This is a genomic window from Streptomyces sp. NPDC085900, from assembly GCF_044540925.1.
GTDB classification, from domain to species: domain Bacteria; phylum Actinomycetota; class Actinomycetes; order Streptomycetales; family Streptomycetaceae; genus Streptomyces; species Streptomyces gilvifuscus.
Window position 1 is genome coordinate 36,516 of the sequence record NZ_JBITSP010000001.1, and the last position, 20,532, is coordinate 57,047.

The window sequence follows — 20,532 nt, forward strand, 5'->3', positions numbered from 1 at the left end:
GGGTCGACGCGTTCAGCGAAACGCGACATTTGTCCCGGCCTGGCCGAATCGCGCGATCTCGCGTGATAGGCCAGTTCAGTATGTGGCGGCTTCCCTTCTGGTTCTCCCTCATCGCCCTGGTTTTCGCCGCCGCCCAGTCGGCCGAGATCCAGGGGCGCGCCCGTATGGACACCCGCCAGTACGTGGCGCACGCGTACATGTTGCAGGGGGTCGGCCGGGAAGAGGCCTCCCGGCGTGCGCTGGAGTACTTCTGCGACAGCGCGCGCGTGGCCGCCGCCCGGCACGCGAGCGCGGACCTCGCGACGTACCGGAATCACGACGGCGGGGACTCCGCCTACCGGGACTGCCTCGCACGCGGGGAACGCATCATCGCGGGCGCCGCCCGGCGCACGGACATCACCGGTTACCGGGCGCTGTTCAGCGACCCGCGCGTCTCCGAGATCTTCGCGACCAGGCCCGGATACCCGGCCTTCACCATCCCCTTCGTGCGCGCGTTCGGCCTGGTCCGCGGGCTGTGGGCGGCCGAAATCGCGGTGACCGTCCTCGGGAGCGGCTTCGTGGTGCTGATCCTGCGCCGCCTGGGCGTCTCCGCCCCCCTCGCCCTGCTCGGGCAGGTGCTCTACTACGCGCTGCCGACCGGCACGGAATCCATGCAGCCCATGTGCGAGGGACTGCTGCTGTGCCTTCTCCTCGCCGGAATCCTCGGCTGCGTCCGCGTACTCGAAGGCCGCATCAGGTCGGGTACGGCGATCTCCGTCGCCGCGTTCGCCGCGGCCGCCTGCGTGAAATACGCGCAGACCCTGCTCGCCGTCGCCGGAATCGCCGGCGTGCTCGCGCTGTACCTGTGCGTGCGATGGGGCCGAACGCGGGAACTCCCGCGGCCCGAAGGGACGCTCCTCGCGGTCACGGGCCTGTTCACCGTGGCGCTTCAGCTCGTGATCGCCGTATGCGCGCTGCCCGGCACCCGGGCCAGCCTCCAGGAACTCCTGGCCGTCCACTACAGCAGGCCCGTGCCCCCGCATCTCCTGCACCAGTTCCTCCGCCTGAGCCTCGCTTTCTGGCGGGAGTGGCTGCGCGGCGCGCTGGTACAGCCCCTGAACCTGCTGCTGCTCGCGGCCGGGGCCTGGGGAGCCCTGCGGTACCACCGCCCGTTCGCCCTGCTGGTCGTCGGCGTCGCCGTCGCCGGGTTCGCCAACCAGGCCGGGCACCCCGAAACGGCCATGGGGCCACGGCTGTTGGTCATGGCGAGCCTGCTGCCCGTGTGCGGCATCCCGCTGCTGATCGAGAGCCACGCCGGGCGCCGCGCGCGAAAGGGGCAGGACACCGCGGTCCTCCCCCCTCGCGCGGAACGCCGGCTCGCGGCGCCCGAAGGTCAGCTGTACTGAGGCAGCCGGGCCGAGCCGTCGGCCGCCCGGGGAATGCTCACGGCCGCCCCCTCGCCGTCGCCCGCCGACTCGCCCAGCAGCACCTGCCGTACGACCCGCTCGGCGGCCCGCCCGTCGTCGAACTCGCAGAACCGCTCCCGGAACGCGGCCCGCAGCCCCGCCGACTCCTCGTCACGCCAGGTGCCCGAGGCGAACAGCCAGGCCAACTCCCGGTAGGAGCGCGACACATGGCCCGGCGCCTCGGCGGTGATGTCGAAGTAGGCGCCCCGGCTCGCCGCGTACGCGCCCCAGTCGTCGGCGTGGACGACGATCGGCCGGTCGAGGTTGGCGTAGTCGAACATCAGGGCCGAGTAGTCGGTGACAAGCACGTCGGAGGCGAGCAGCAGCTCCTCGACGTGCGGTTCGTCCGTCGCGTCGACCAGCACGCCGCGCCCGTGCAGATCGGCCAGCCCGAGCCCGCGCGCCGTACCGGAGGCGAGCGAGGGGTGCAGGCGTACGACGAGGGTGTGGCCGGGGCCCAGGTCCGCGGCGAACCGGGCCAGGTCGATCCGGTCGACGTGCCCGCCCCGGCGGTACTCCCGGCGGGTCGGCGCGTACAGCACGACCGTGTCGCCGGCGGGGATGCCGAGGCGGGCGCGGACGGCCGCGCCGCGGTCCGCCGGGGCGCCGACGAGGACGTCGTTGCGCGGGCTGCCCGTCCGCAGTGACGTGAAATGGCACGGGTAGGCCCGCTCCCACACCAGCTCCGAGTGCCGGTTGGCGACCAGGCTCAGGTCCCAGCGGTCGGCGCGGTGCAGCATCTTCGGCACGCTGAAGCCGTGCCGGGCGCCGGGCTTGCCGAGCAGGTCGGCGCCCATGTACTTGAGCGGGGTGCCCTGATGGGTCTGGACGTGCACCTGGCCGGGCCGCTTGACCAGGCTGCCGGGCCAGTTGACGTTGTTCACCCAGTATTTCGCCCGCGCCATGACCGCGTGGTAGCGCCGGGAGCCGGGCGTCACGAAGTCGATGCCGGGCGGCACGTCGGCCACCGACTCCTCGCGCACCACCCACACCCCGCGCAGCTGCGGCGCGATCTCGCGGGCCTTGGCGTGGATCGCGGCCGGGTCGCCCGAGACACCCGCGTGGTGCGTGGAGGAGTAGACGACGAGATGCGGATCCAGCGGCAGCCGCGACTGGGCCGCGAACCAGGCGCTCTGCGCCGACGCCGACACCTTGGCCGCCACCCGCCGCTTGCCCGCCCCGGCGAGCCTGCGCACCCCGCGCGCCCCGCGCAGGGCCGCGTACGAGGCGTAGGGCGTGCTCGCCAGCAGCCGCATCTCGGTGCCGCGCGGACCCTCGGGCGGGGTGAAGTCCTCGGGGCAGTGGCGGCGGTGGAAGGCACGGATCTCGCGGTGGAAGGCGGCCCGGTCGGAGGGGGTCACCCGGTCCTCGCGGGCGATGACGTACAACATGTGGTCCATGGCCCGCTCGAACAGCAGCGGACGAGCCCAGGCGAGGTCCTCGCGCTCCTCCAGGAACGCGAACAGCCCCTCGTACTGCGCGAAGATGTCGAAGTGCTTGCGCCCCGGCGTCTTGGTGATCGCACCCTGCCGGCGCTGGCGGTACTCGACGCCGATCCGGTTCAGGCAGGCGATGCGCTCGGCGAGCACCATCGACCGGTAGGTGACCGGGGCGTCCTCGTAGAGGCCCGGCGCGTACCGCAGCCCGTGCTCCTGGAAGAAGTCCCGGCGGTAGGCCTTGTTCCAGGCGACCAGGAACAGGTGGACGTACTGCGGGCTCTCGCGGAGGCTGAAGACGTCCTGCCCGGCCGCGGCCAGCAGCGCGGAGGCGTCGCTCGGCCCGCCCCGGCCCCACCAGTGGGTGCGTACGTGGTCGAAGACCAGGATGTCCGGGTCCTCGGCCGACTTCAGCCGGTCGGCGACGGCGGCCAGCAGGCCCGGCGTGTAGAAGTCGTCGCTGTCGAGGAAGAGGACGTAGTCGCCGCGCGCCTGCTCCAGGCCCGCGTTGCGGGCGCGGCCGAGGCCGACGTTCTCCTGCAGGTGCAGCACGCGCACCCGTTCGTCGCGCTCCGCGTACTCGTCGAGGATCGCGCCGCAGCCGTCGGGCGAGCGGTCGTCGACGGCGACCACCTCGAAGTCCGGGTACGACTGCGTGAGCACGGAGTCGAGGCACTCGCGCAGGTAGCCCTGCACCTTGAAGACGGGGACGATGATGCTGAAGCGGGGCACGTCAGCTCCTTGCGAGGGTAGTCGCGGCGGGGGCGGGCAGGCGCTCGGCGAGGGGGATCACCGGCGGGATCGCTTCCGGTGGTTCGCCCAGCAGCACCCGGCGTACGACCCGCTCGCTCGCGCGCCCGTCGTCGAACTGGCAGAACCGCTCCCGGAACGCGGTCCGCGCGGCCCTGGACTCCGGGCCCGCCCAGGAGCCGTCACGGAAGACCCGCGCCAGCTCCTCGGGCGTGCGGGCCACCGGACCCGGCGGCAGCTCCATCAGGTCGAAGTAGACACCCCGGGTCTCCCGGTAGACGTCCCAGTCGTCGACGTACACGACCATGGGCCGGTCGAGGTTGGCGTAGTCGAACATGATCGACGAGTAGTCGGTGATCAGGGCGTCCGCGGCCAGGCACACGTCCTCGGCGGAGCGGTGCGCGGTGACGTCGATGATCCGGCCGGTGTTCCGCGCCCTGCCCTGGTCGTAGAAGTAGTGGGCGCGCAGCAGGACGACGACGTCCTCGCCGGCCTCCTCACAGAAGGCCTCCAGGTCCAGCCCGGTCTCGAAACCGGTGTGGTAGTCGCGGTGCGTGGGCGCGTACAGGACGGCCGTCTTGCCCTCCGGGACGCCCAGCTCCCGCCGGACACGGGCGACGTCGTCGGCCGTCGCCGCGTAGTAGACGTCGTTGCGCGGATAGCCGTACTCGAGCGTCTCGTGCGCGGCCGGGAAGGCCCGCTCCCACATCTCGGTCGAGTGGCGGTTGGAGGTGAGGTTGTAGTCCCAGCGGTCGACGCGGGCCAGCAGCTTGGCGAAACTGCCGGTCGCCGCGGCCACCACGGGGTACGTGGCCTGGTCGACGCCCATCTTCTTCAGCGGGGTGCCGTGCTGGGTGGACAGGTGCACGCTGCCCTCGCGCTTGACGACGGCGTCGGCGAAGTTGGCGTTGTTGACCAGGTACTTGGCGCGGGCCAGCACGTCCCAGTACTTCGCGCTGCCGATCACCGCGTACTCGATGTCCTTCGGCACGGTGTGCGCCTGGTCCGGCTCGACCAGGAACACCGAGCGGATGTGCGGGGCCAGTTCGCGGGCCTTGGCGTGGATCGCGGCCGGGTTGCAGGCGTAGCCGCGGCCCCAATAGGCACAGTACACGGCCAGGTTGGGATCGATGGGGCGGAGCAGGGCACGGCGGTAGCGCAGCCGGGTGCGCAGGCCCTGGGGGCGTGGCAGGACCTCCAGGACGCGCACGGCCGACTGGTTGGCGCCGCGCAGGGCACGGAAGGCCGTGTAGGCACCGCTCGCGAGGAGCCGGTGCTGGACGCCGAGGCTGCCGGCCGGGGTGCGGAAACCGGCCGGGCGGTGCCGCCGGTACAGCCTGCTCGCCCGGCGGAAGAAGGCGCGGCGCCCGGTCGTCAGGCGCCTGGGGTGGGCGGCCGTCTTCAGGACGGCGCCGAAGAGGTGGTCGAAGAGGGGCGTCGATCGCTCGTCGTGCACGCCGAGTTTGGCGGCGTGGGTGAGGACCAGCTCGACCTGGTCGAGCAGCTGGAGCTGGTGCTCACCGGGCAGGCTCAGCCGGCTGCCCTGCCGCCGCACCAGATGCCGTACGACGACCTCGCGCAGCACCGCCGCCTTCTCCGCCCGCAGCGCGACCAGACCGCCGAAGCCGACGTCCGTGAAGTGCCCGTCGGGGAAGCCGATCCGGTGGTCGGTGAGGAAGGCGCGACGGTAGGCCGCGCTCCACGCCGGGAGCTGTACGCCGGTCAGCCGGGGGACCTGGTCGGGGGCGAAGGCGCCCTCGGGGGTCTTCGGCAGCAGCAGGGCGGCCGGGTTGGTCGGCTCGCCCTCCCACCAGGGGACGCGCTCGTGCTCGGCGTACAGCACGTCGACGTCGCCCGTCTCCGCGAGGCGGGCGTCCAGTGCCGCCAGCGCGCCCGGCACCAGGACGTCGTCGCCGTCGAAGAACAGCAGATACGTGCCCGTCGCCGCCCGCGTACCGGTGTTGCGCGCCCCGGCGAGGCCTGCCGACGGGGGCGAGTGCACGGGGGCCACGCGGGTGTCCCGCTCGGCGTACCCGGCGGCGACGTCCGCGGCGGGCGCGTCGGGACCGTCGCAGACCGGGATCAGCTCGAAGTCGCCGTAGGACTGCGCGAGGACGGAGTCCAGCGCCTGGGACAGCCGGCCCGCCACCCCATGGGACGGGACGATGATGCTGAAGCGGGGCATTCTGCTCTTTCTCTCGAGAGTCGGCGGGAGCCGCGGGCGGGCCTCAGCCGAGGCGGCCGGGCCGCCCCGCGGGACGCCAGGTGGACGGGCGGCTCGGCGTGGGCCGCGACGGGCTGGAGGGCATGCGAACTCCCCGGAGTGAGAACGGTGTTCAGAGGCTGTCGGTGACGGTCAGGGGGCCGGTGGGTTGCGGCACGGTGGCCTGCGGGGAGCGCGTGAGGGTCGCGGCGGCCGATGGGACGGGGTGGCGGTCGGCCGGCGGGACGACCGGCGGCAGTCCCCGTTCGCCCAGCACCACGTGCCGCACCACCCGTTCGCCGGCGCGCCCGTCGTCGTACGGGCAGAAGCGCTCGCGGAACGCGGTGCGCAGCTGGGTGGAGCGGGAGCCGCACCAGTGGCCGGTGGCGAAGATGTCGATCAGCTCGTCCTCGCTGCGGGCGACCGCGCCCGGCGGGAAGGCGCGCAGGTCGAAGTAGGTGCCGCGGGCCGCGTCGTACGCCTCCCAGTCGTGGGCGTGGATGACGATCGGGCGGTCGAGGTTGGCGTAGTCGAACATCAGGGGCGCGTAGTCGGTGATCAACGCGTCCGAGGCGAGGGCGAGTTCCTCGACGCTCGGATGGCCGGTGACGTCGATGATCCGGGCGTCCTGCGGCACGGGGCCGTGCGGGCGGGCCAGGATGACGTAGCGGGGCCCCAGGCGGCGCAGGACGCGCTCCAGGTCGAGGGGGGAGTGCTGGGTGCGGCGGTAGTCGCGGCGGGCGGGCGTGTACAGGAGCGCGACCGCGTCGTCGGGGATGCCGAGCGACTGGCGGACCCGGGCGACATCGGCGGACGTGGCCTTCTGGAAGCGGTCGTTGCGGGGCAGGCCGTATTCGAGGGTGGTGTACGTGCCCGGGTGGACGCGTTCCCAGACGAGGGTGGAGTGGCGGTTGGCCGACAGCACGTAGTCCCACTGGTCCACGCCCCTGAGCAGCCGCTCGAAGTCCATGTCCCGTGCGGCGGCCGGGCGTTCCTGGAGGTCCAGTCCCATGTGCCCCAGAGGCGTGCCCTGTTGGGTCTGGATCAGCACCTGTCCGGGGCGCTTGAGCAGGCGGGGTTCGAAGTCGGTGTCGCTGACCAGGTACTTGGAGCGGGCCAGGGCCGTCCAGTAGCCGGCCGTGTCGGGCCGGGCCGGCCAGGCCGTGCGGATGTGCGGGGCGAAGGTGCGGAACGCCTCCGCCAGGGCGCCCGGGTTGCCGCCGTTCCTCCCGCCCTCGCAGGAGGCGAAGACGGCGCGGTCGGCACGCAGGGGGAGCCGGAGCTGCACGCGGTAGTGCAGGCGCAGGGCGCCTGCCCGGAGGGCGCGGACCAGCTTGACGGTCAGCTTGAGCGTACGGCGGCGGGCGGCCGCCGCCGACTGCAAGGCCCGGTACGTGCGGTGCAGGCCCCAGCGGATCAGGGCGTGGCGCAGCCTGGCGCTGAACGGGACGGGCGAGCCGGGGACCCGGTAACGGCGGTAGTGGACGCGGGCCCTGCGCAGGAACTCGGCGCGCGACCCGCGCGGGAGGCGATCGCGGCGGGCGAGGATCTTCGTCAGGTGGTCGACCATGCGGCGGAACAACACCGCCCGCCAGCGCGCCAGTTCGGGCCGCTGGTCGACGTACGCGAAGACCCGGTCGTACTGCTCGAAGACGTCGAAGTGCTTACGGCTGGTGGTGGAGAGGATGTTGCCCTGGCGGCGCTGGCGGTAGTGGACGCAGACCCGGTCCAGGGTGGTGATCGACTCGGCGGCCATCAGGACCGGGAACGTCCACGGGGTGTCCTCGTAGTAGCCGGGCGGGAAGGCGAAGCCCTCGCGCTCCACGAACTCCCGCCGGTAGGCCTTGTTCCAGGCCACCATCAGCAGGTGCAGCAGACCCGGGCGGTCCTCCAGACGGAAGGGCTTCGGGCCCTGCTCGGTCAGCTGGACGGAGACCACGTTGCGGACGGTCTCCCCCGACCAGTAGGTGCGCGCGTAGTCGTAGACCAGGACCTCCGGCTCGCCGGTCTCCTTCAGGCGGTCGGCGATCGCGCGCAGGGCGTGCGGGGTGAGGGTGTCGTCGCCGTCCAGGAACACCAGGTAGTCGCCCTTCGCCTGCTCCATGCCGGCGTTGCGGGCGCCGCCCAGGCCCCGGTTCTCGGGCAGGTGCAGGGGGCGCACGCGCGGGTCGCGGGACGCGAACTCGTCGATGATCGCGCCCGATCCGTCGGGCGAGCAGTCGTCGACCGCGATCAGCTCCAGGTCGGGACACGACTGCGTCAGCACCGAGTCCAGGCATTCGCTCAGGTACGCCTGGACCTTGTACGCGGGGACGATGACACTGAACCTGGGCAAGGCACATCCATGGGGTCGGCGCGGACGACGGGGCCTTGCCCGGGAACGGCCGATGGAGTGACTTGGTTACGGTTTCGTACGGCATAAGGGGGACACCGGGCGAACGGGTGTCCCCCTCTGGGGGCTTGGCGCGGCGGCTACTTGACCGCGCCCGCCATCACGCCGGACACGAACTGCCGCTGGAACGCGAAGAACACGACCAGCGGGATCACCATCGAGATGAACGCGCCGGGCGCGAGTACGTCGATGTTGTTGCCGAACTGCCGTACCTGCTGCTGCAGTGCGACCGTCAGCGGCTGCGACTGCGAGTCGGAGAAGACCAGCGCGACCAGCATGTCGTTCCACACCCACAGGAACTGGAAGATGCCCAGCGAGGCGATCGCCGGCGCGCCCAGCGGAAGGACGACCGTCAGGAACAGCCGGGTCTCGCCGGCGCCGTCCAGCCGTGCCGCCTCCAGCAGTTCGCGGGGGATCTCCGCGAAGAAGTTCCTGAGCAGGAAGATGGCGAACGGCAGGCCGAATCCGACGTGGAAGAGGACCACGCCGATGATGTCGCCGAAGATCCCGATCTTGCCGAAGAGGTCGGCGAGCGGGATCAGCGCCACCTGGACGGGGACGACGAGCAGCGCCACCACGACCAGGAACCACCAGTCGCGGCCCTTGAAGTCCATCCAGGCGAAGGCGTATCCGGCCATCGCGCCGAAGAACACCACCAGCAGGGTCGCCGGGACCGTGATCCAGATGGTGTTGAACAGCGAGTGTGTGATCGCGTCGTTCTCCAGGAGCGACTTGTAGCTCTTGGCCGTCAGCTGACCCGGCGCGCTGAACACCTTCCACCAGCCCGAGGTGGCGATGTCGGTCGGGTCGCGGAAGGAGGACACCAGCAGGCCGAAGGTCGGCACCAGCCAGAACACCGCCACCAGGACGAGGAAGACGCGCAGGGCGCCGCCGCCCGCGCCGCTCGCCACCCTGGCGGCGAGGGAGCGCTTGGCGCGCACGGTCGTGTCGAGCGTCGTCACCGCTGCCGCTCCCTTCGCAGTCGCCGGATGTTCACGATCATCACGGGCAGGACGAGCAGCAGCAGGATCACGCCGATCGCGCTGCCGACGCCCTCGTTGCCGCCACCGCCGAACGACGACAGGAACAACTGCAGGGCGAGGACGTTGGCGTCGTCCTGACTGGGCTGCGGGGCGATGATGTAGACCAGGTCGAAGATCTTCATCACGTTGATCATCAGCGTGATGAGGACGACGACCAGGACCGGCGCGAGCAGGGGCACGGTGATCCGCCGGAACACCTGCCACTCGTTGGCGCCGTCGACCCGCGCGGCCTCGATCAGATTGCGGTCCACGCCCGCCAGGCCCGCCGCGATCAGCACCATCGCGAAGCCCGCCCACATCCACACATACGAGCCGATGATGGCCGGGGTGACGAGGGTCGGGCCGAGCCAGTCGATGCCGTTGTACGGCGCCGAGAAGTTCGAGGCGGGCAGCCGTAGCTGCGCCCCCTCGGCCTTCGCCGGGAGGGTGAAGGTGCCGTCCGCGCCGCTCTTGGCGGAGGCGACCACCTTGCCGCCCTTGACGGCCTCCACCTTCACGCCCTTCAGCGCCTTCTCACCGGGGTCGACCTTGCCCTTCGTCCCGCCGCCGCCGAGCTTGAAGTCCAGCCAGACGGTGCCGGTGATACCGGACCCGGACGGCGTCCTCGCGTTCTCGGGGGTGCCGGGCAGCTTGGTGGGGGCGATGCCGACCAGGGGGAGCAGGGCGGGGGTGCCCGCGTGGACGGTGCCCGTGCTGGTGAACGACCCGCCGCCGGACGGCTTGAGGTCGCTGACGGTCGCGTTCGGGCGGGCGTTGGGGTAGACGGACGACGACACGAAGGTGTCGTGGATGGATTTGGCGACCGCGTTGGCGGCGCCCAGGTTCGGGTCCTGCTCGTAGACCAGACGGAAGATGATCCCGGCCGCCAGCATCGAGATCGCCATCGGCATGAAGACGATCAGCTTGAACGCCGTACCGAAGCGCACCCGTTCGGTCAGCACCGCGAAGATCAGACCGAGCGCGGTGACGACCGCGGGCGCGACCGCCACCCAGATCGCCGTGTTGCGCACGGCGGTCAGCGTGGCGTCGTCGGAGAAGATGTCGCCGTAGTTCTTCAGTCCGACGAAGCCCGACCCGTCGGCGTCGTAGAGGCTGCGCCAGACCGAGTACCCGATGGGGTAGACCACGAGCGCCCCGAGCAGCACGAACGCGGGCAGCAGGAACAGCCCCGCCACCCACAGCCGTGTGCCCGTGACACCCTTGCGCGGTTGGGCGGAGGGCGTCGGCAGTGCGCCGGCGCCCTCCGTCGCGTTCGCCACTGACGTCATCGCCGGACCGTCAGCCCGAGCCGTACGCCTTGGCCGCGTCGGCCTCCAGCTTCTGCTGGGCGCCGGCGACGTCCTTCGGGTTGCGCAGGAAGTCCTGCAGGTCCTTCCACTCGCCGGTGCCCGCCGTGCCGCCGAAGGCCGCCGGGGCCTGGTCGGACATGTCGAAGCGGAAGTTGTCGCCGGCCGCGAGCAGTTGCTGGGCGATCTGCTTGGTGATGGCGTCCTTGTACTTGGACATGTCCATCTCCTTGTTGGGCGACAGGATGCCGCCCTGCGCCGCCCAGATCTCCGCCGCGTCCGTCGAGGCCAGGAACGTCAGCAGCGCCTGGGCGCCGGTGCCGCCCTTCAGCGCCACGGCGACGTCGCCGCCGCTGACCACCGGGGCCTGGCTGCCGACCGCCGGGAACGGGAAGACCTTGGCGTCCGTGCCCAGCTTCGCCTTCGTGTCGCCGTTGATGTTGGCGGCCACGAAGTCGCCCTCGAAGACCATGCCCGCCGGGGTGGAGCCGGAGAAGGTCTGGGTGACCGACTTCGGGAACTCCGTGTTCAGCGCGCCCTTGGTGCCGCCCGCGATCAGGTCATTCTTGCCCCAGAGTTGGGCGAGCGTGGTCAGGGCCTGCTTGACGGACGGGTCCGTCCACTTGATCTTGTGCGCGGCCAACTGGTCGTACTTGTCCGGGCCGGCCTGCGACAGATAGACGTTCTCGAACCAGTCGGTCAGCGTCCAGCCGTCCGCGCCGCCGATCGAGACGGCCGGGGACCCGGCGTCGGACAGCGTCTGCGCGGTGGTCAGGAAGTCCTTCCAGCTCTTCGGGGTGTCCTTGATGCCGGCCGAGTCGAAGGCCTGGGTGTTGTACCAGACCAGGGACTTGTTGGCGGCCTTGGCGTAGACGCCGTACTGGGTGCCCTTCGAGGCGCCCAGGTCCACCCAGCCCTTGGAGAAGTTCTTCGTCAACTGGGCCTTGGCGTCCGCGCCGAGCGGCTTGAGCCAGCCCTTGTCCGCGAACTGGTGCAGCACGCCCACCTGGGGAAGGAACGCGACGTCCGGCGGCTTGCCGCCCTGGATCTTGGTACCGAGGAAGGTGGAGGTGTTGTTGCCGGTCGGGACGAAGTTGATTTTCGCGCCGGTGCGCTTCTTGAACTCGTCCATGACCTTCATGAAGTTGGCCTGCTCCGCGCCGGTCCAGACGGCGGCGACCTCCAGGGTCTGGCCGTTGAGCTTGGGGAGCTTGAGGCCACTGCTGCTCTCCGAACTGCCCCCGCCGCCGCTCTTGTTGTCGTTGCCGCCGCCGCCACAGCCCGCCAACGCGAGCGTGAGAGCGGTCGCGAGGAGAGCGGCCGCCGGTTTGGCGGCCCTGAGTTTCCGGTTCTTGCTGCTCGTGCTGCGCATCACTGCCCCGTTCTTCGGTTCTCGTCGAACGTCGAGCGCTGTCCCGTGTGATCTGGTCTACGCCTGAGGCCTGGGGTCGGCAAGTGTGCGTCCCGTGTCAACCCAGGGATCGTGACCACGTCGTGACTAGGTGTCGGCTCCGAGCGGAAGCGAACCGTCGGCTACAGCAGTGACGGCACCTCCGATGCCGAGACCTCGCGTGCCGCCCGCTCCAGCGCGCTGGCCAGGAGAGCCAGGTCCGTCGGTCCGTTGCCCAGTTCGCGTACGGGCCGGCGGGCCGGCGGGTCGCCCATGCGCTGCCAGTCCAGCGGGACGACCGTGGGGCGCAGGGTGGCCGTTCTCGGGATGCGGCCCGTGACGCGGCCGCCTTGGAACGGAGTCGTCCGGCCGTCCGCCACGGTCAGGCGTCCGCGGCCCGGGGACGGCTCCTCCGGGCCGGAACCCGGGGGTTCCAGGGTTACTCGGATCGTCGCCAGCCGTGCCGGTTCCGTCTCGGCCGTACGGCCGCCCGGGCCCGTCGCGGCGACCAGGTGGACGCCGAGGCGCGAGCCCTCGCGGGCCACCGCCTCCAGCGCCCGCACGACCGAGCCCGCCGCCGGGCGGCCGGGGGAGCCGAGCGCCGGGGAGACCAGCGCGTCCAAGTCGTCGACGACCACCACGAGTCGGGGCAGCGGCGGCGCCGCCTCCGTGCGCCGGCGGGACGCCCCCGGACGCAACCGCATCGTCGAACTGGGCGGGCTGTCCAGGTCGCCGGCGCCGTTCGTACCGGAGGCCGGGGCGCCGCGTACCGCCGTGGTCCGCTGGGACACCATCCGGCCCGACAGCTCACGGCCCGTGTGCCACTCGGCGAAGTCGGAGCGGCCCAGCAACTCCGCCCTGCGCTTCAGTTCGGCGCTCAGCGACTGGGCGAACTCCCGCATGCGTACGGGGTCGTTGGCGGTCAGGTGGGTCGTGACGTGCGGAACGTCCGTGCACACGCGCAGGCCCTCGCCGTGAGCGCCCGCCGCGGCGCCGACGCCGTCCCGGCCGTCCACCAGGACGATGCCGAGCCGGTCGGGGCGCTCGGCCGCGGCCAGCGAGGCGACCACGGCCCGCAGCAGCTCCGTACGGCCGCTGCCCGCCGGGCCCTCGATCAGCAGGTGCGGTCCGTCGGCGGCGAGGTCCGCGCTGACCGGGCCGCGGGGCCCTGTGCCGAGCACGGCCCAGGCCCGGCCGCCGAGCGACTCGGGGTCGTCCGCCGCGTCCGCCCAGCGCGCCATCAGCGACGCAGGAGTGGCTCTGGCCAGACCCAACTCGTCCAGCAGCCGCGCCGTCTGGGGCAGCGGCACGGACACCCGCGGCTGCCGGTCGACGCCGGAGCCGTCGGGCCGCAGCGGCGCCAGCGCCCGCGCGAACCGCTCGGCCCAGGCCGACGAGACGGCGTCCACGGCCGCGACCGTGCCGGGGGCTATGAGGCCGGCGTGCGGTGGGTGGACGGCGGAAGTGGCGCTCTGGGGGGAGGGGTTGGGCGCGGTGGACGCGTGCGCGGGGGCGCTTCGGGTGCTGGTGCCGGTGGCGGGAGGGCGGACGTCGGCGCCGGGCCGGGTGGATCCTGAGGTGTCGGTGGGGTTTCCGGGCGCCGTGCCGGCCCGCGCCACCCGCATCAGCCGCAGCGCCGTCGCCACGTCGCCGCTCAGCAGCGCGACCGCGCCGCACTCCCGGAAGGTCGGCGCCGCCTCGCACGCCGCCTCGTACGTCTCCGTCAGCGGCGAGGCGGGCGACGCGGGGGCCGTCTCGGCGAGGCACACGACATGGATGCCGGCGTCCGGTCCCTCCACCGCCAGCCGCGCCACGGCCTCACGTACGTCGGCGCCGCCGGGGTCGCCGTCCACGACGACCACCGTGTACGGCCCCGCGAAGCCCTCCGGTCCGTCAACGCCGTCGTCGTCCCGGGCCCAGGAGGGCCGGTGGAGAGCGCCGCGCGCCGGGGGGCGGCGGTCGTCACCGGCCGGGCGTGCCGTGCGAGCCCCGTCGGTCGGGTACGTCGCTGCCGAGCCGTCCGCTCCCGGAGAGGTGCCGTGCTCGGCGGACGTGAAGGCGGGCGCGAGGCGGGGTGTGCGAGTCGCTGTCCCGCTTGTGGCCTCCGTCTGCTGGTCCTCCAGGCGGCGCAGCAGTTCCTCCGTGCGAGCCGTCGCCTGTTCGCGGTCGTAGGCCAGCAGGAGGCGGCAGTCCTGGGCGTGGGCGGGGCGCAGGTGGGGGAGCCAGCCGAGCCAGGACCACTCCGCCGTGCGCTCTTCCACCGGGCGGGAGCGATCCGCGCTGATCAGCACGATTTCCAGGGTCTCGGGCGAGTGCAGGGCGGCGAGCTGGGCGATGGCCGCGCGGGCCAGTCCGGACAGCCGCGCGCGCGGACCGGCCAGGCCCAGCGCGCCGACCTCGCGCAGATTCGCCGTCACCGGCACCGCGGGCAGCAGACCGGAGCCGTCGGGCGCCGGCCGGTCCGCCGTGCCGAGCCGTACCGTGAGCGCCTCCGGATGCCCTGGGCCGCGCTCCCAGAGCCGTGGGCCCGGTCCGAGCGCGGTCAGCAGCAGGGCGGCGGGGTCCGGCCAGGTCTCCGGCATCTGCGTACCGGAGTACGGGGCGGGCGCGGCGGCCGGGGCGGGGGAGTCGCCGTACGCCGCGGGCGTCGACGTGCTCTGCTCCGCGCGTCCGCCGGTCAGCTTCCGCGCCCACGAGGACAGCCCGCCGCGCCTGCGCACACCCTGGGGAACGTCCGTGCCGCGCAGGGGCGTGCCCTTGCGGCGGCCGGTTCCGGGGCCGGGGACCGTGGTCTCCTCGTCGGCGGCTCCTCGGGTGCGCGCACCGGAGGGTTCCTCGTCGGGCGTCGGGGCGTGCGCGACCGGCTCGGTGCCGGACGGGTTCCACGCCGGCGCGCCGGACCGTCCCGCGTGTGTGTCGCCCGCTCCGTCGCCCCGGCTCTCGATCCGCGGTGCTCGGCCCTGCCCCGGCACGACCGGCGGTTCGGCGGAGGCGCGTCCCGGGGTGTGCGGCGTCCCCCGGGAACCGGAGACGGTGTCCTCGCCGTCGGCCACGCGCGCGTGGGGAACGGCGGTCGGCCCGTCCGCGCCCGCGGACCGAACCGACACGTGTCCGTCCGCACCCGCGTCGGGCCGTGCTCCCGCCGCCTCGCCCCCGGCAGGGACTCGCACGCAGCCCTCACCGTCGGCGACCGTCGGCACCCGTGCGCCCGGCCCGCCGGCCGGTGACAGGCGCAGGGCCGACTCGCCGATGCGCAGCAGTGCGCCCGGGGTGAAGCGGACCGGGCGGGTGGTCAGGCGGGTGCCGTCCAGGGTGGTGCCGTTCGTGGAGTCGAGGTCGGCGACCGAGACACGGCCGTCGGCGGCGACCGTCACCGCGCAGTGCAGGCGGGAGACGTCCGGGTCGTCGAGCGGGACGTCGGCGTCGGCGGAGCGGCCGATGCGGATCTCGCCGCCGTGCAGGAGGTGGACGCCGCCCGCGTCCGGGCCCGAGACGACGTGCAGCTGGGTCGGGGCGTCGTCGAGCTCGGGGTGCGCTTCCGGCTCGGCGGGGGCGCCCAGGGACAGCACGGCGCCGTCGATGAGCGGGGGCTCGCCCAGCGTGCACCGCTGGTCGTCCAGCCGCTGCGCGTCCGCGTACAGCACGACCGCGCCGCTTCCGGAGGCCGTGCCGGCGTCACCGGAGACCGCCGAGGCCAGTGCCGACGCCACCGCGGCCAGGGCCGTGCCGGCGGGTGCCGTGACCAGCACGTCGCGGCTCGCTGCGCGGCCCCGCGCCTTGTCGGGCGGGCCCAGCGGGTCTACGACGGTCAGCCGGATCTGCATCGCCGTCAGCGGTCCCTTCTGCGCGGGCGGCGCGGAATCCCCCCACCCCACACGAGCACGTCGGCCAGTACTGGAGGCATCCTCGCACCTGCCACTGACAACACGCCCATGCCCCGGTCCCAAGTGATCTTGATTGGTCAGCTCTGCCCCTAAAAGTGCCTGACCGTCGGCGCGTCGGCGATCAGTTGAGATCGGTCACGTCAGGTCGCGGGCAACCGGCCGACCGGAGCGAGCGTCTTTCCTTCGAACCGAGCGTCTTTCCTTCGAACACGGACGGGAACCGGAACGTAAGAGGCACAGACGGCGCACAGAACCGCGCACACGACGACGCGCGGCGCAAGCCGGGCAAGCGGACAGGATGCCGCCGGGCGCGGCGGCACTACAGTGGACCGGAACACAGGCAAGCAAGCAGGGAGCGCATGACGTGCGGCCGGTAGGCAGCAAATACCTGCTCGAGGAGCCGCTCGGACGCGGCGCCACGGGCACCGTCTGGCGAGCCCGCCAGCGAGAGACCGCGGGGGCCGAGGCGGCCGTGCCCGGTCAGCCCGGCGAGACGGTCGCGATCAAGGTCCTCAAGGAGGAGCTCGCGAGCGACGCCGACATCGTCATGCGGTTCCTCAGAGAGCGTTCCGTCCTGCTGCGCCTGACCCACCCGAACATCGTCCGGGTCCGCGACCTGGTCGTGGAGGGTGATCTGCTGGCGCTCGTCATGGACCTCGTCGAGGGCCCCGACCTGCACCGCTACCTGCGGGAGAACGGCCCCTTCAGCCCCGTCGGCGCCGCCCTGCTCACCGCACAGATCGCCGACGCGCTCGCCGCCAGCCACGCCGACGGCGTCGTCCACCGCGACCTGAAGCCGGCCAACGTCCTGCTCGCCCGGTACGGCGACCGGATGCACCCGATGCTCACGGACTTCGGCATCGCCCGTCTGGCCGACTCCCCGGGGCTGACCCGCACCCACGAGTTCGTCGGCACGCCCGCGTACGTGGCGCCGGAATCCGCCGAGGGCCGCCCGCAGACCTCCGCGGTCGACGTCTACGGCGCCGGAATCCTGCTGTACGAGCTGGTCACCGGCCGTCCGCCGTTCAACGGCGGTTCCGCCCTCGAAGTCCTCCACCAGCACCTCAGCGCCGAGCCGCGCCGCCCGTCCACGGTGCCCGACCCCCTGTGGACGGTCATCGAGCGCTGCCTGCGCAAGAACCCGGAGGAACGGCCCAGCGCCGAGAACCTCGCCCGCGCCCTGCGCGTGGTCGCCGAGGGCATCGGCGTGCACGCCAACTCCGCGCAGATCGCCGCCGCGGAGAACGTCGCCGCCCTGCTGGCCCCCGACCCGGCCCCGGCCGCGGTCCCCGGCTCCGCCGACCCCACGCAGGTCCTCCCGCACACCGCGGTCGGCTTCGACCCGAACGCCGCGACGAACGTCATGCCGACCACCGGCCGCCCGGGCCCCGTCGGCGCCGCGGACCCCACCGCCGTACTGCCCAACACGTCGGCCGCAGACCCGACCGCGGTCATGCCGCCGGTGGGCCAGGGGCAGCCGGGGCAGCAGCAGCCCGAGCAGCCACACCCCTGGCAGAGCCAGCTGCGCGCCGCCCGCGACCGCAACGAGCAGACGCAGGTGCAGTACCTCGACCCGAACGAGGATCCGCTGCGCCGGCGCCCGCAACGCCAGGTGGCCCGGCCGCAGCAGCAGCCCCGCCCCCAACAGCAGCAGCGGCCGCCGCAGCGCGGGCAGCAGGGTTACGGCTATCCGCAGCAGCAGCCCCAGCAGTACGCCCCGCAGCACCAGCAGCCCCAGCGGTACGCGCCCGCGCCGGAGCCGCAGCGGCCCGTCCGTGAGCCCCGGCAGCCCCGCCAGCCCAGCCCCAACCGGATGAAGATCCCCGGGCTCGGCTGCCTCAAGGGCTGCCTGTTCATGATCGTCATCCTGTTCGTCGCCGGATGGCTGGTCTGGGAGCTCACCCCGCTGCAGGACTGGATCGGCACGGGCCGGGGCTACTTCTCCGAGCTCAAGCACTGGTACGACAACGTCAGCGGCTGGATCGGCGACCTGAACAGCAAGTCCGGCAGCAGCAACTGACCACCGTCCGCGAGTTTGGGGATTTGTCGACAGCTGGCGGGTGATTTCCGTCTCCGCGGTGAAGGTTGGCTCCTCGGACGCGTAGTTTTAGCGACTAACACGCGTCGGTAGGAGCAGTCTTGGGACGGAAGATCGGCAGCCGGTACACCGCGAACCAGATCCTGGGGCGGGGCAGCGCCGGCACGGTGTGGCTGGGCGAGGGGCCGGAAGGGCCCGTCGCCATCAAGTTGCTGCGCGAGGATCTCGCCTCCGACCAGGAACTCGTCGGACGCTTCGTGCAGGAGCGCACGGCGCTGCTCGGCCTCGAGCACCCGAACATCGTCTCCGTCCGCGACCTGGTCGTGGACGGCAACGACCTCGCGCTGGTCATGGACCTGGTCCGCGGCACCGATCTGCGCACCCGCCTGGACCGCGATCGGCGGCTCGCCCCCGAGGCCGCGGTCGCGATCGTCGCCGACGTCGCGGACGGGCTGGCGGCCGCCCACGCCGCGGGCGTCGTGCACCGCGACGTCAAGCCGGAGAACGTCCTCCTCGACATGCAGGGCCCGCTGGGCCCGGGCGGCGCGCACCCGGCCCTGCTGACCGACTTCGGTGTCGCCAAGCTGATCGACACGCCCCGCCGGACCCGTGCCACGAAGATCATCGGGACGCCGGACTACCTGGCCCCGGAGATCGTGGAGGGTCTGCCGCCACGGGCCGCGGTCGACATCTACGCCCTCGCGACCGTCCTCTACGAGCTGCTCGCGGGCTTCACCCCGTTCGGCGGCGGACACCCCGGCGCGGTGCTGCGCCGCCATGTCACGGAGACGGTGGCCCCGCTGCCGGGCATCCCCGACGAGCTGTGGCAGCTGATCGTCCAGTGTCTGGCCAAGGCACCGGCCTCCCGGCTGCGGGCCTCCGAGCTGGGGGCGCGGCTGCGCGAGCTGCTGCCGCTGATCGCCGGGATGCCGCCCCTGGACGTCGACGAGCCGGACGTGGAGCCCGCGGAGGAGACCGAGGAGGCGCCGGCCGCGGTGCGCGCCGGGGAGCCGGCGCGCCGACGGGGGGCAGTGCCCCTGGTGCCGGGCGCGAAGCCGGCCGACTCCAACCGCGACACCCACACGTCGATGCGGGTGCCGGGGCCGGACGAGCTGGCGGGCGGGGCCCGGGGTACGGCCCGGGTGCCGCGGGCGGCCGGGGCGCCGAGGCCGGGATCGGCACGGCACCGTGCGGTGACGCGACGCAGGCGGATCGCGCTCGGGGCCGGTGCGGTGGCGCTGGTCGCGGCGGTCGGGGTCGGGACGTGGTGGGCGACCTCGGGGGACGGGGCGGGCGCGGCACCGCAGGACCCGAAGCACTCGGCACCGGCGTCTCCGTGACGTAGAGGTCCGGTGTTCGGCGTGGCCCGCACCGGAGCCGGGTGCCCTGGGGGGGGGCGCGGTCACCCGGCGTCGGTCCGTCGGCGGAGCCGTTAGGCTGGAGGGCGTGGCAGTCGTCGATGTATCCGAAGAGCTCAAGTCCCTCTCCTCGACCATGGAGTCGATCGAGGCCGTTCTGGACCTCGACAAGCTGAGGGCAGACATCGCCGTGCTCGAGGAGCAGGCGGCCGCGCCGTCCCTGTGGGACAACCCGGACGAGGCGCAGAAGATCACCAGCAAGCTGAGCCACCTGCAGGCAGAGGTCCGCAAGGCCGAGGCGCTGCGCGGGCGGATCGACGATCTCGCCGTGCTCTTCGAGATGGCCGAGGAGGAGGACGACCCGGACACCCGTGCCGAGGCCGAGTCCGAGCTCACCGCCGTCAAGAAGGCGCTGGACGAGATGGAGGTCCGGACGCTGCTGAGCGGTGAGTACGACTCCCGGGAGGCGCTGGTCAACATCCGCGCCGAGGCGGGTGGCGTGGACGCCGCCGACTTCGCCGAGAAGCTCCAGCGGATGTACCTGCGCTGGGCGGAGGGCAAGGGCTACAAGACCGAGCTCATCGAGACGTCGTACGCGGAAGAGGCCGGCATCAAGTCGACCACCTTCGCGGTGCACGTGCCGTACGCCTACGGCACCCTCTCCGTCGAGCAGGGCACCCACCGCCTCGTGCGCATCTCGCCCTTCGACAACCAGGGCCGCCGCCAGACCTCCTTCGCGGGTGTCGAGGTCCTTCCCGTCGTCGAGCAGTCCGACCACGTCGACATCGACGAGTCCGAACTGCGCATCGACGTCTACCGTTCCTCCGGCCCCGGCGGCCAGGGCGTCAACACCACCGACTCCGCGGTGCGCATCACCCACCTGCCCACCGGCATCGTGGTCTCCTGCCAGAACGAGCGGTCGCAGATCCAGAACAAGGCCACCGCGATGAACGTCCTCCAGGCCAAGCTGCTCGAGCGGCGCCGGCAGGAGGAGCAGGCCAAGATGGACGCCCTCAAGGGCGACGGCGGCAACTCCTGGGGCAACCAGATGCGTTCGTACGTCCTGCACCCGTACCAGATGGTCAAGGACCTGCGCACCGAGTTCGAGGTCGGCAACCCGGAGGCCGTGTTCAACGGCGAGATCGACGGGTTCCTGGAGGCCGGAATTCGCTGGCGCAAGCAGCAGGAGAAGTAACCTCCCCGAGTGCATTTGTCGACTTGGTAACTGCCGCCCCTGTGGCGGCAGTTGGTCGTTTGTCTGGGTTTTACATCACACTCACAGGTTCCAAGTCGCTGTAAACGAGACG

11 protein-coding genes are annotated in these 20,532 nt (G+C 72.5%); 4 read left to right on the plus strand and 7 right to left on the minus strand.

The window, feature by feature from the left end; genetic code table 11:
* Window positions 1-80 precede the first annotated feature (80 nt).
* Window positions 81-1,385, plus strand: a complete 1,305-nt coding sequence (locus tag ACIGDI_RS00155) for a hypothetical protein (RefSeq protein WP_399888284.1) — start codon at window positions 81-83, stop codon at window positions 1,383-1,385.
* Here the strand turns inward: ACIGDI_RS00155 and ACIGDI_RS00160 are convergent.
* The 7 genes from ACIGDI_RS00160 to ACIGDI_RS00190 all read right to left on the minus strand — a co-directional run bounded on the left by ACIGDI_RS00160 (window position 1,373) and on the right by ACIGDI_RS00190 (window position 15,769).
* Window positions 1,373-3,613, minus strand: a complete 2,241-nt coding sequence (locus tag ACIGDI_RS00160) for a CDP-glycerol glycerophosphotransferase family protein (protein WP_399888287.1) — start codon at window positions 3,611-3,613, stop codon at window positions 1,373-1,375. The two genes, ACIGDI_RS00155 and ACIGDI_RS00160, sit on opposite strands and share 13 nt — an antisense overlap.
* Window position 3,614: 1 nt before the next feature.
* Window positions 3,615-5,816, minus strand: a complete 2,202-nt coding sequence (locus tag ACIGDI_RS00165) for a bifunctional glycosyltransferase family 2 protein/CDP-glycerol:glycerophosphate glycerophosphotransferase (RefSeq protein ID WP_399888290.1) — start codon at window positions 5,814-5,816, stop codon at window positions 3,615-3,617.
* 151 nt (window positions 5,817-5,967) lie between these two features.
* A complete protein-coding gene (locus ACIGDI_RS00170; protein WP_399888293.1) occupies window positions 5,968-8,169 on the minus strand; it encodes a CDP-glycerol glycerophosphotransferase family protein in 2,202 nt (733 codons plus the stop codon).
* A gap of 137 nt (window positions 8,170-8,306) precedes the next feature.
* Window positions 8,307-9,188, minus strand: coding sequence for a carbohydrate ABC transporter permease (locus tag ACIGDI_RS00175; RefSeq protein ID WP_399888296.1), 882 nt, complete (start codon window positions 9,186-9,188; stop codon window positions 8,307-8,309).
* Complete coding sequence (locus ACIGDI_RS00180; RefSeq protein ID WP_399888298.1) at window positions 9,185-10,537, minus strand: carbohydrate ABC transporter permease; 1,353 nt, start codon at window positions 10,535-10,537, stop codon at window positions 9,185-9,187. Before ACIGDI_RS00180 ends, ACIGDI_RS00175 begins: the two co-directional genes overlap by 4 nt.
* A gap of 10 nt (window positions 10,538-10,547) precedes the next feature.
* A complete protein-coding gene (locus ACIGDI_RS00185) occupies window positions 10,548-11,927 on the minus strand; it encodes an ABC transporter substrate-binding protein (protein WP_399888301.1) in 1,380 nt (459 codons plus the stop codon).
* Between the two features lie 161 nt (window positions 11,928-12,088).
* Window positions 12,089-15,769: an FHA domain-containing protein gene (locus ACIGDI_RS00190; RefSeq protein WP_399890429.1), complete on the minus strand. Its 3,681-nt coding sequence runs from the start codon at window positions 15,767-15,769 to the stop codon at window positions 12,089-12,091.
* 424 nt (window positions 15,770-16,193) lie between these two features.
* Between ACIGDI_RS00190 and ACIGDI_RS00195 the strand changes: the two genes are divergently transcribed.
* The 3 genes from ACIGDI_RS00195 (at window position 16,194) to prfB (ending at window position 20,420) form a co-directional block, all read left to right on the plus strand.
* The gene (locus tag ACIGDI_RS00195) at window positions 16,194-17,849 is read left to right on the plus strand and encodes a serine/threonine-protein kinase (protein ID WP_399888303.1); all 1,656 of its coding nucleotides are present in this window, start codon (window positions 16,194-16,196) and stop codon (window positions 17,847-17,849) included.
* A gap of 119 nt (window positions 17,850-17,968) precedes the next feature.
* Complete coding sequence (locus ACIGDI_RS00200) at window positions 17,969-19,207, plus strand: serine/threonine-protein kinase (protein ID WP_399888306.1); 1,239 nt, start codon at window positions 17,969-17,971, stop codon at window positions 19,205-19,207.
* A gap of 106 nt (window positions 19,208-19,313) precedes the next feature.
* Window positions 19,314-20,420: a peptide chain release factor 2 gene (prfB, locus tag ACIGDI_RS00205; protein WP_200703129.1), complete on the plus strand. Its 1,107-nt coding sequence runs from the start codon at window positions 19,314-19,316 to the stop codon at window positions 20,418-20,420.
* Window positions 20,421-20,532: the final 112 nt, after the last annotated feature.

Bases quoted from the DNA above. Each gene is read 5' to 3' on its own strand.
- ACIGDI_RS00165 (WP_399888290.1), bottom strand. From the start codon at position 5,816: ATGCCCCGCTTCAGCATCATCGTCCCGTCCCATGGGGTGGCGGGCCGG.
- ACIGDI_RS00190 (WP_399890429.1), bottom strand. From the start codon at position 15,769: ATGCAGATCCGGCTGACCGTCGTAGACCCGCTGGGCCCGCCCGACAAG.
- ACIGDI_RS00155 (WP_399888284.1), top strand. From the start codon at position 81: ATGTGGCGGCTTCCCTTCTGGTTCTCCCTCATCGCCCTGGTTTTCGCC.
- ACIGDI_RS00180 (WP_399888298.1), bottom strand. From the start codon at position 10,537: ATGACGTCAGTGGCGAACGCGACGGAGGGCGCCGGCGCACTGCCGACG.
- ACIGDI_RS00185 (WP_399888301.1), bottom strand. From the start codon at position 11,927: ATGCGCAGCACGAGCAGCAAGAACCGGAAACTCAGGGCCGCCAAACCG.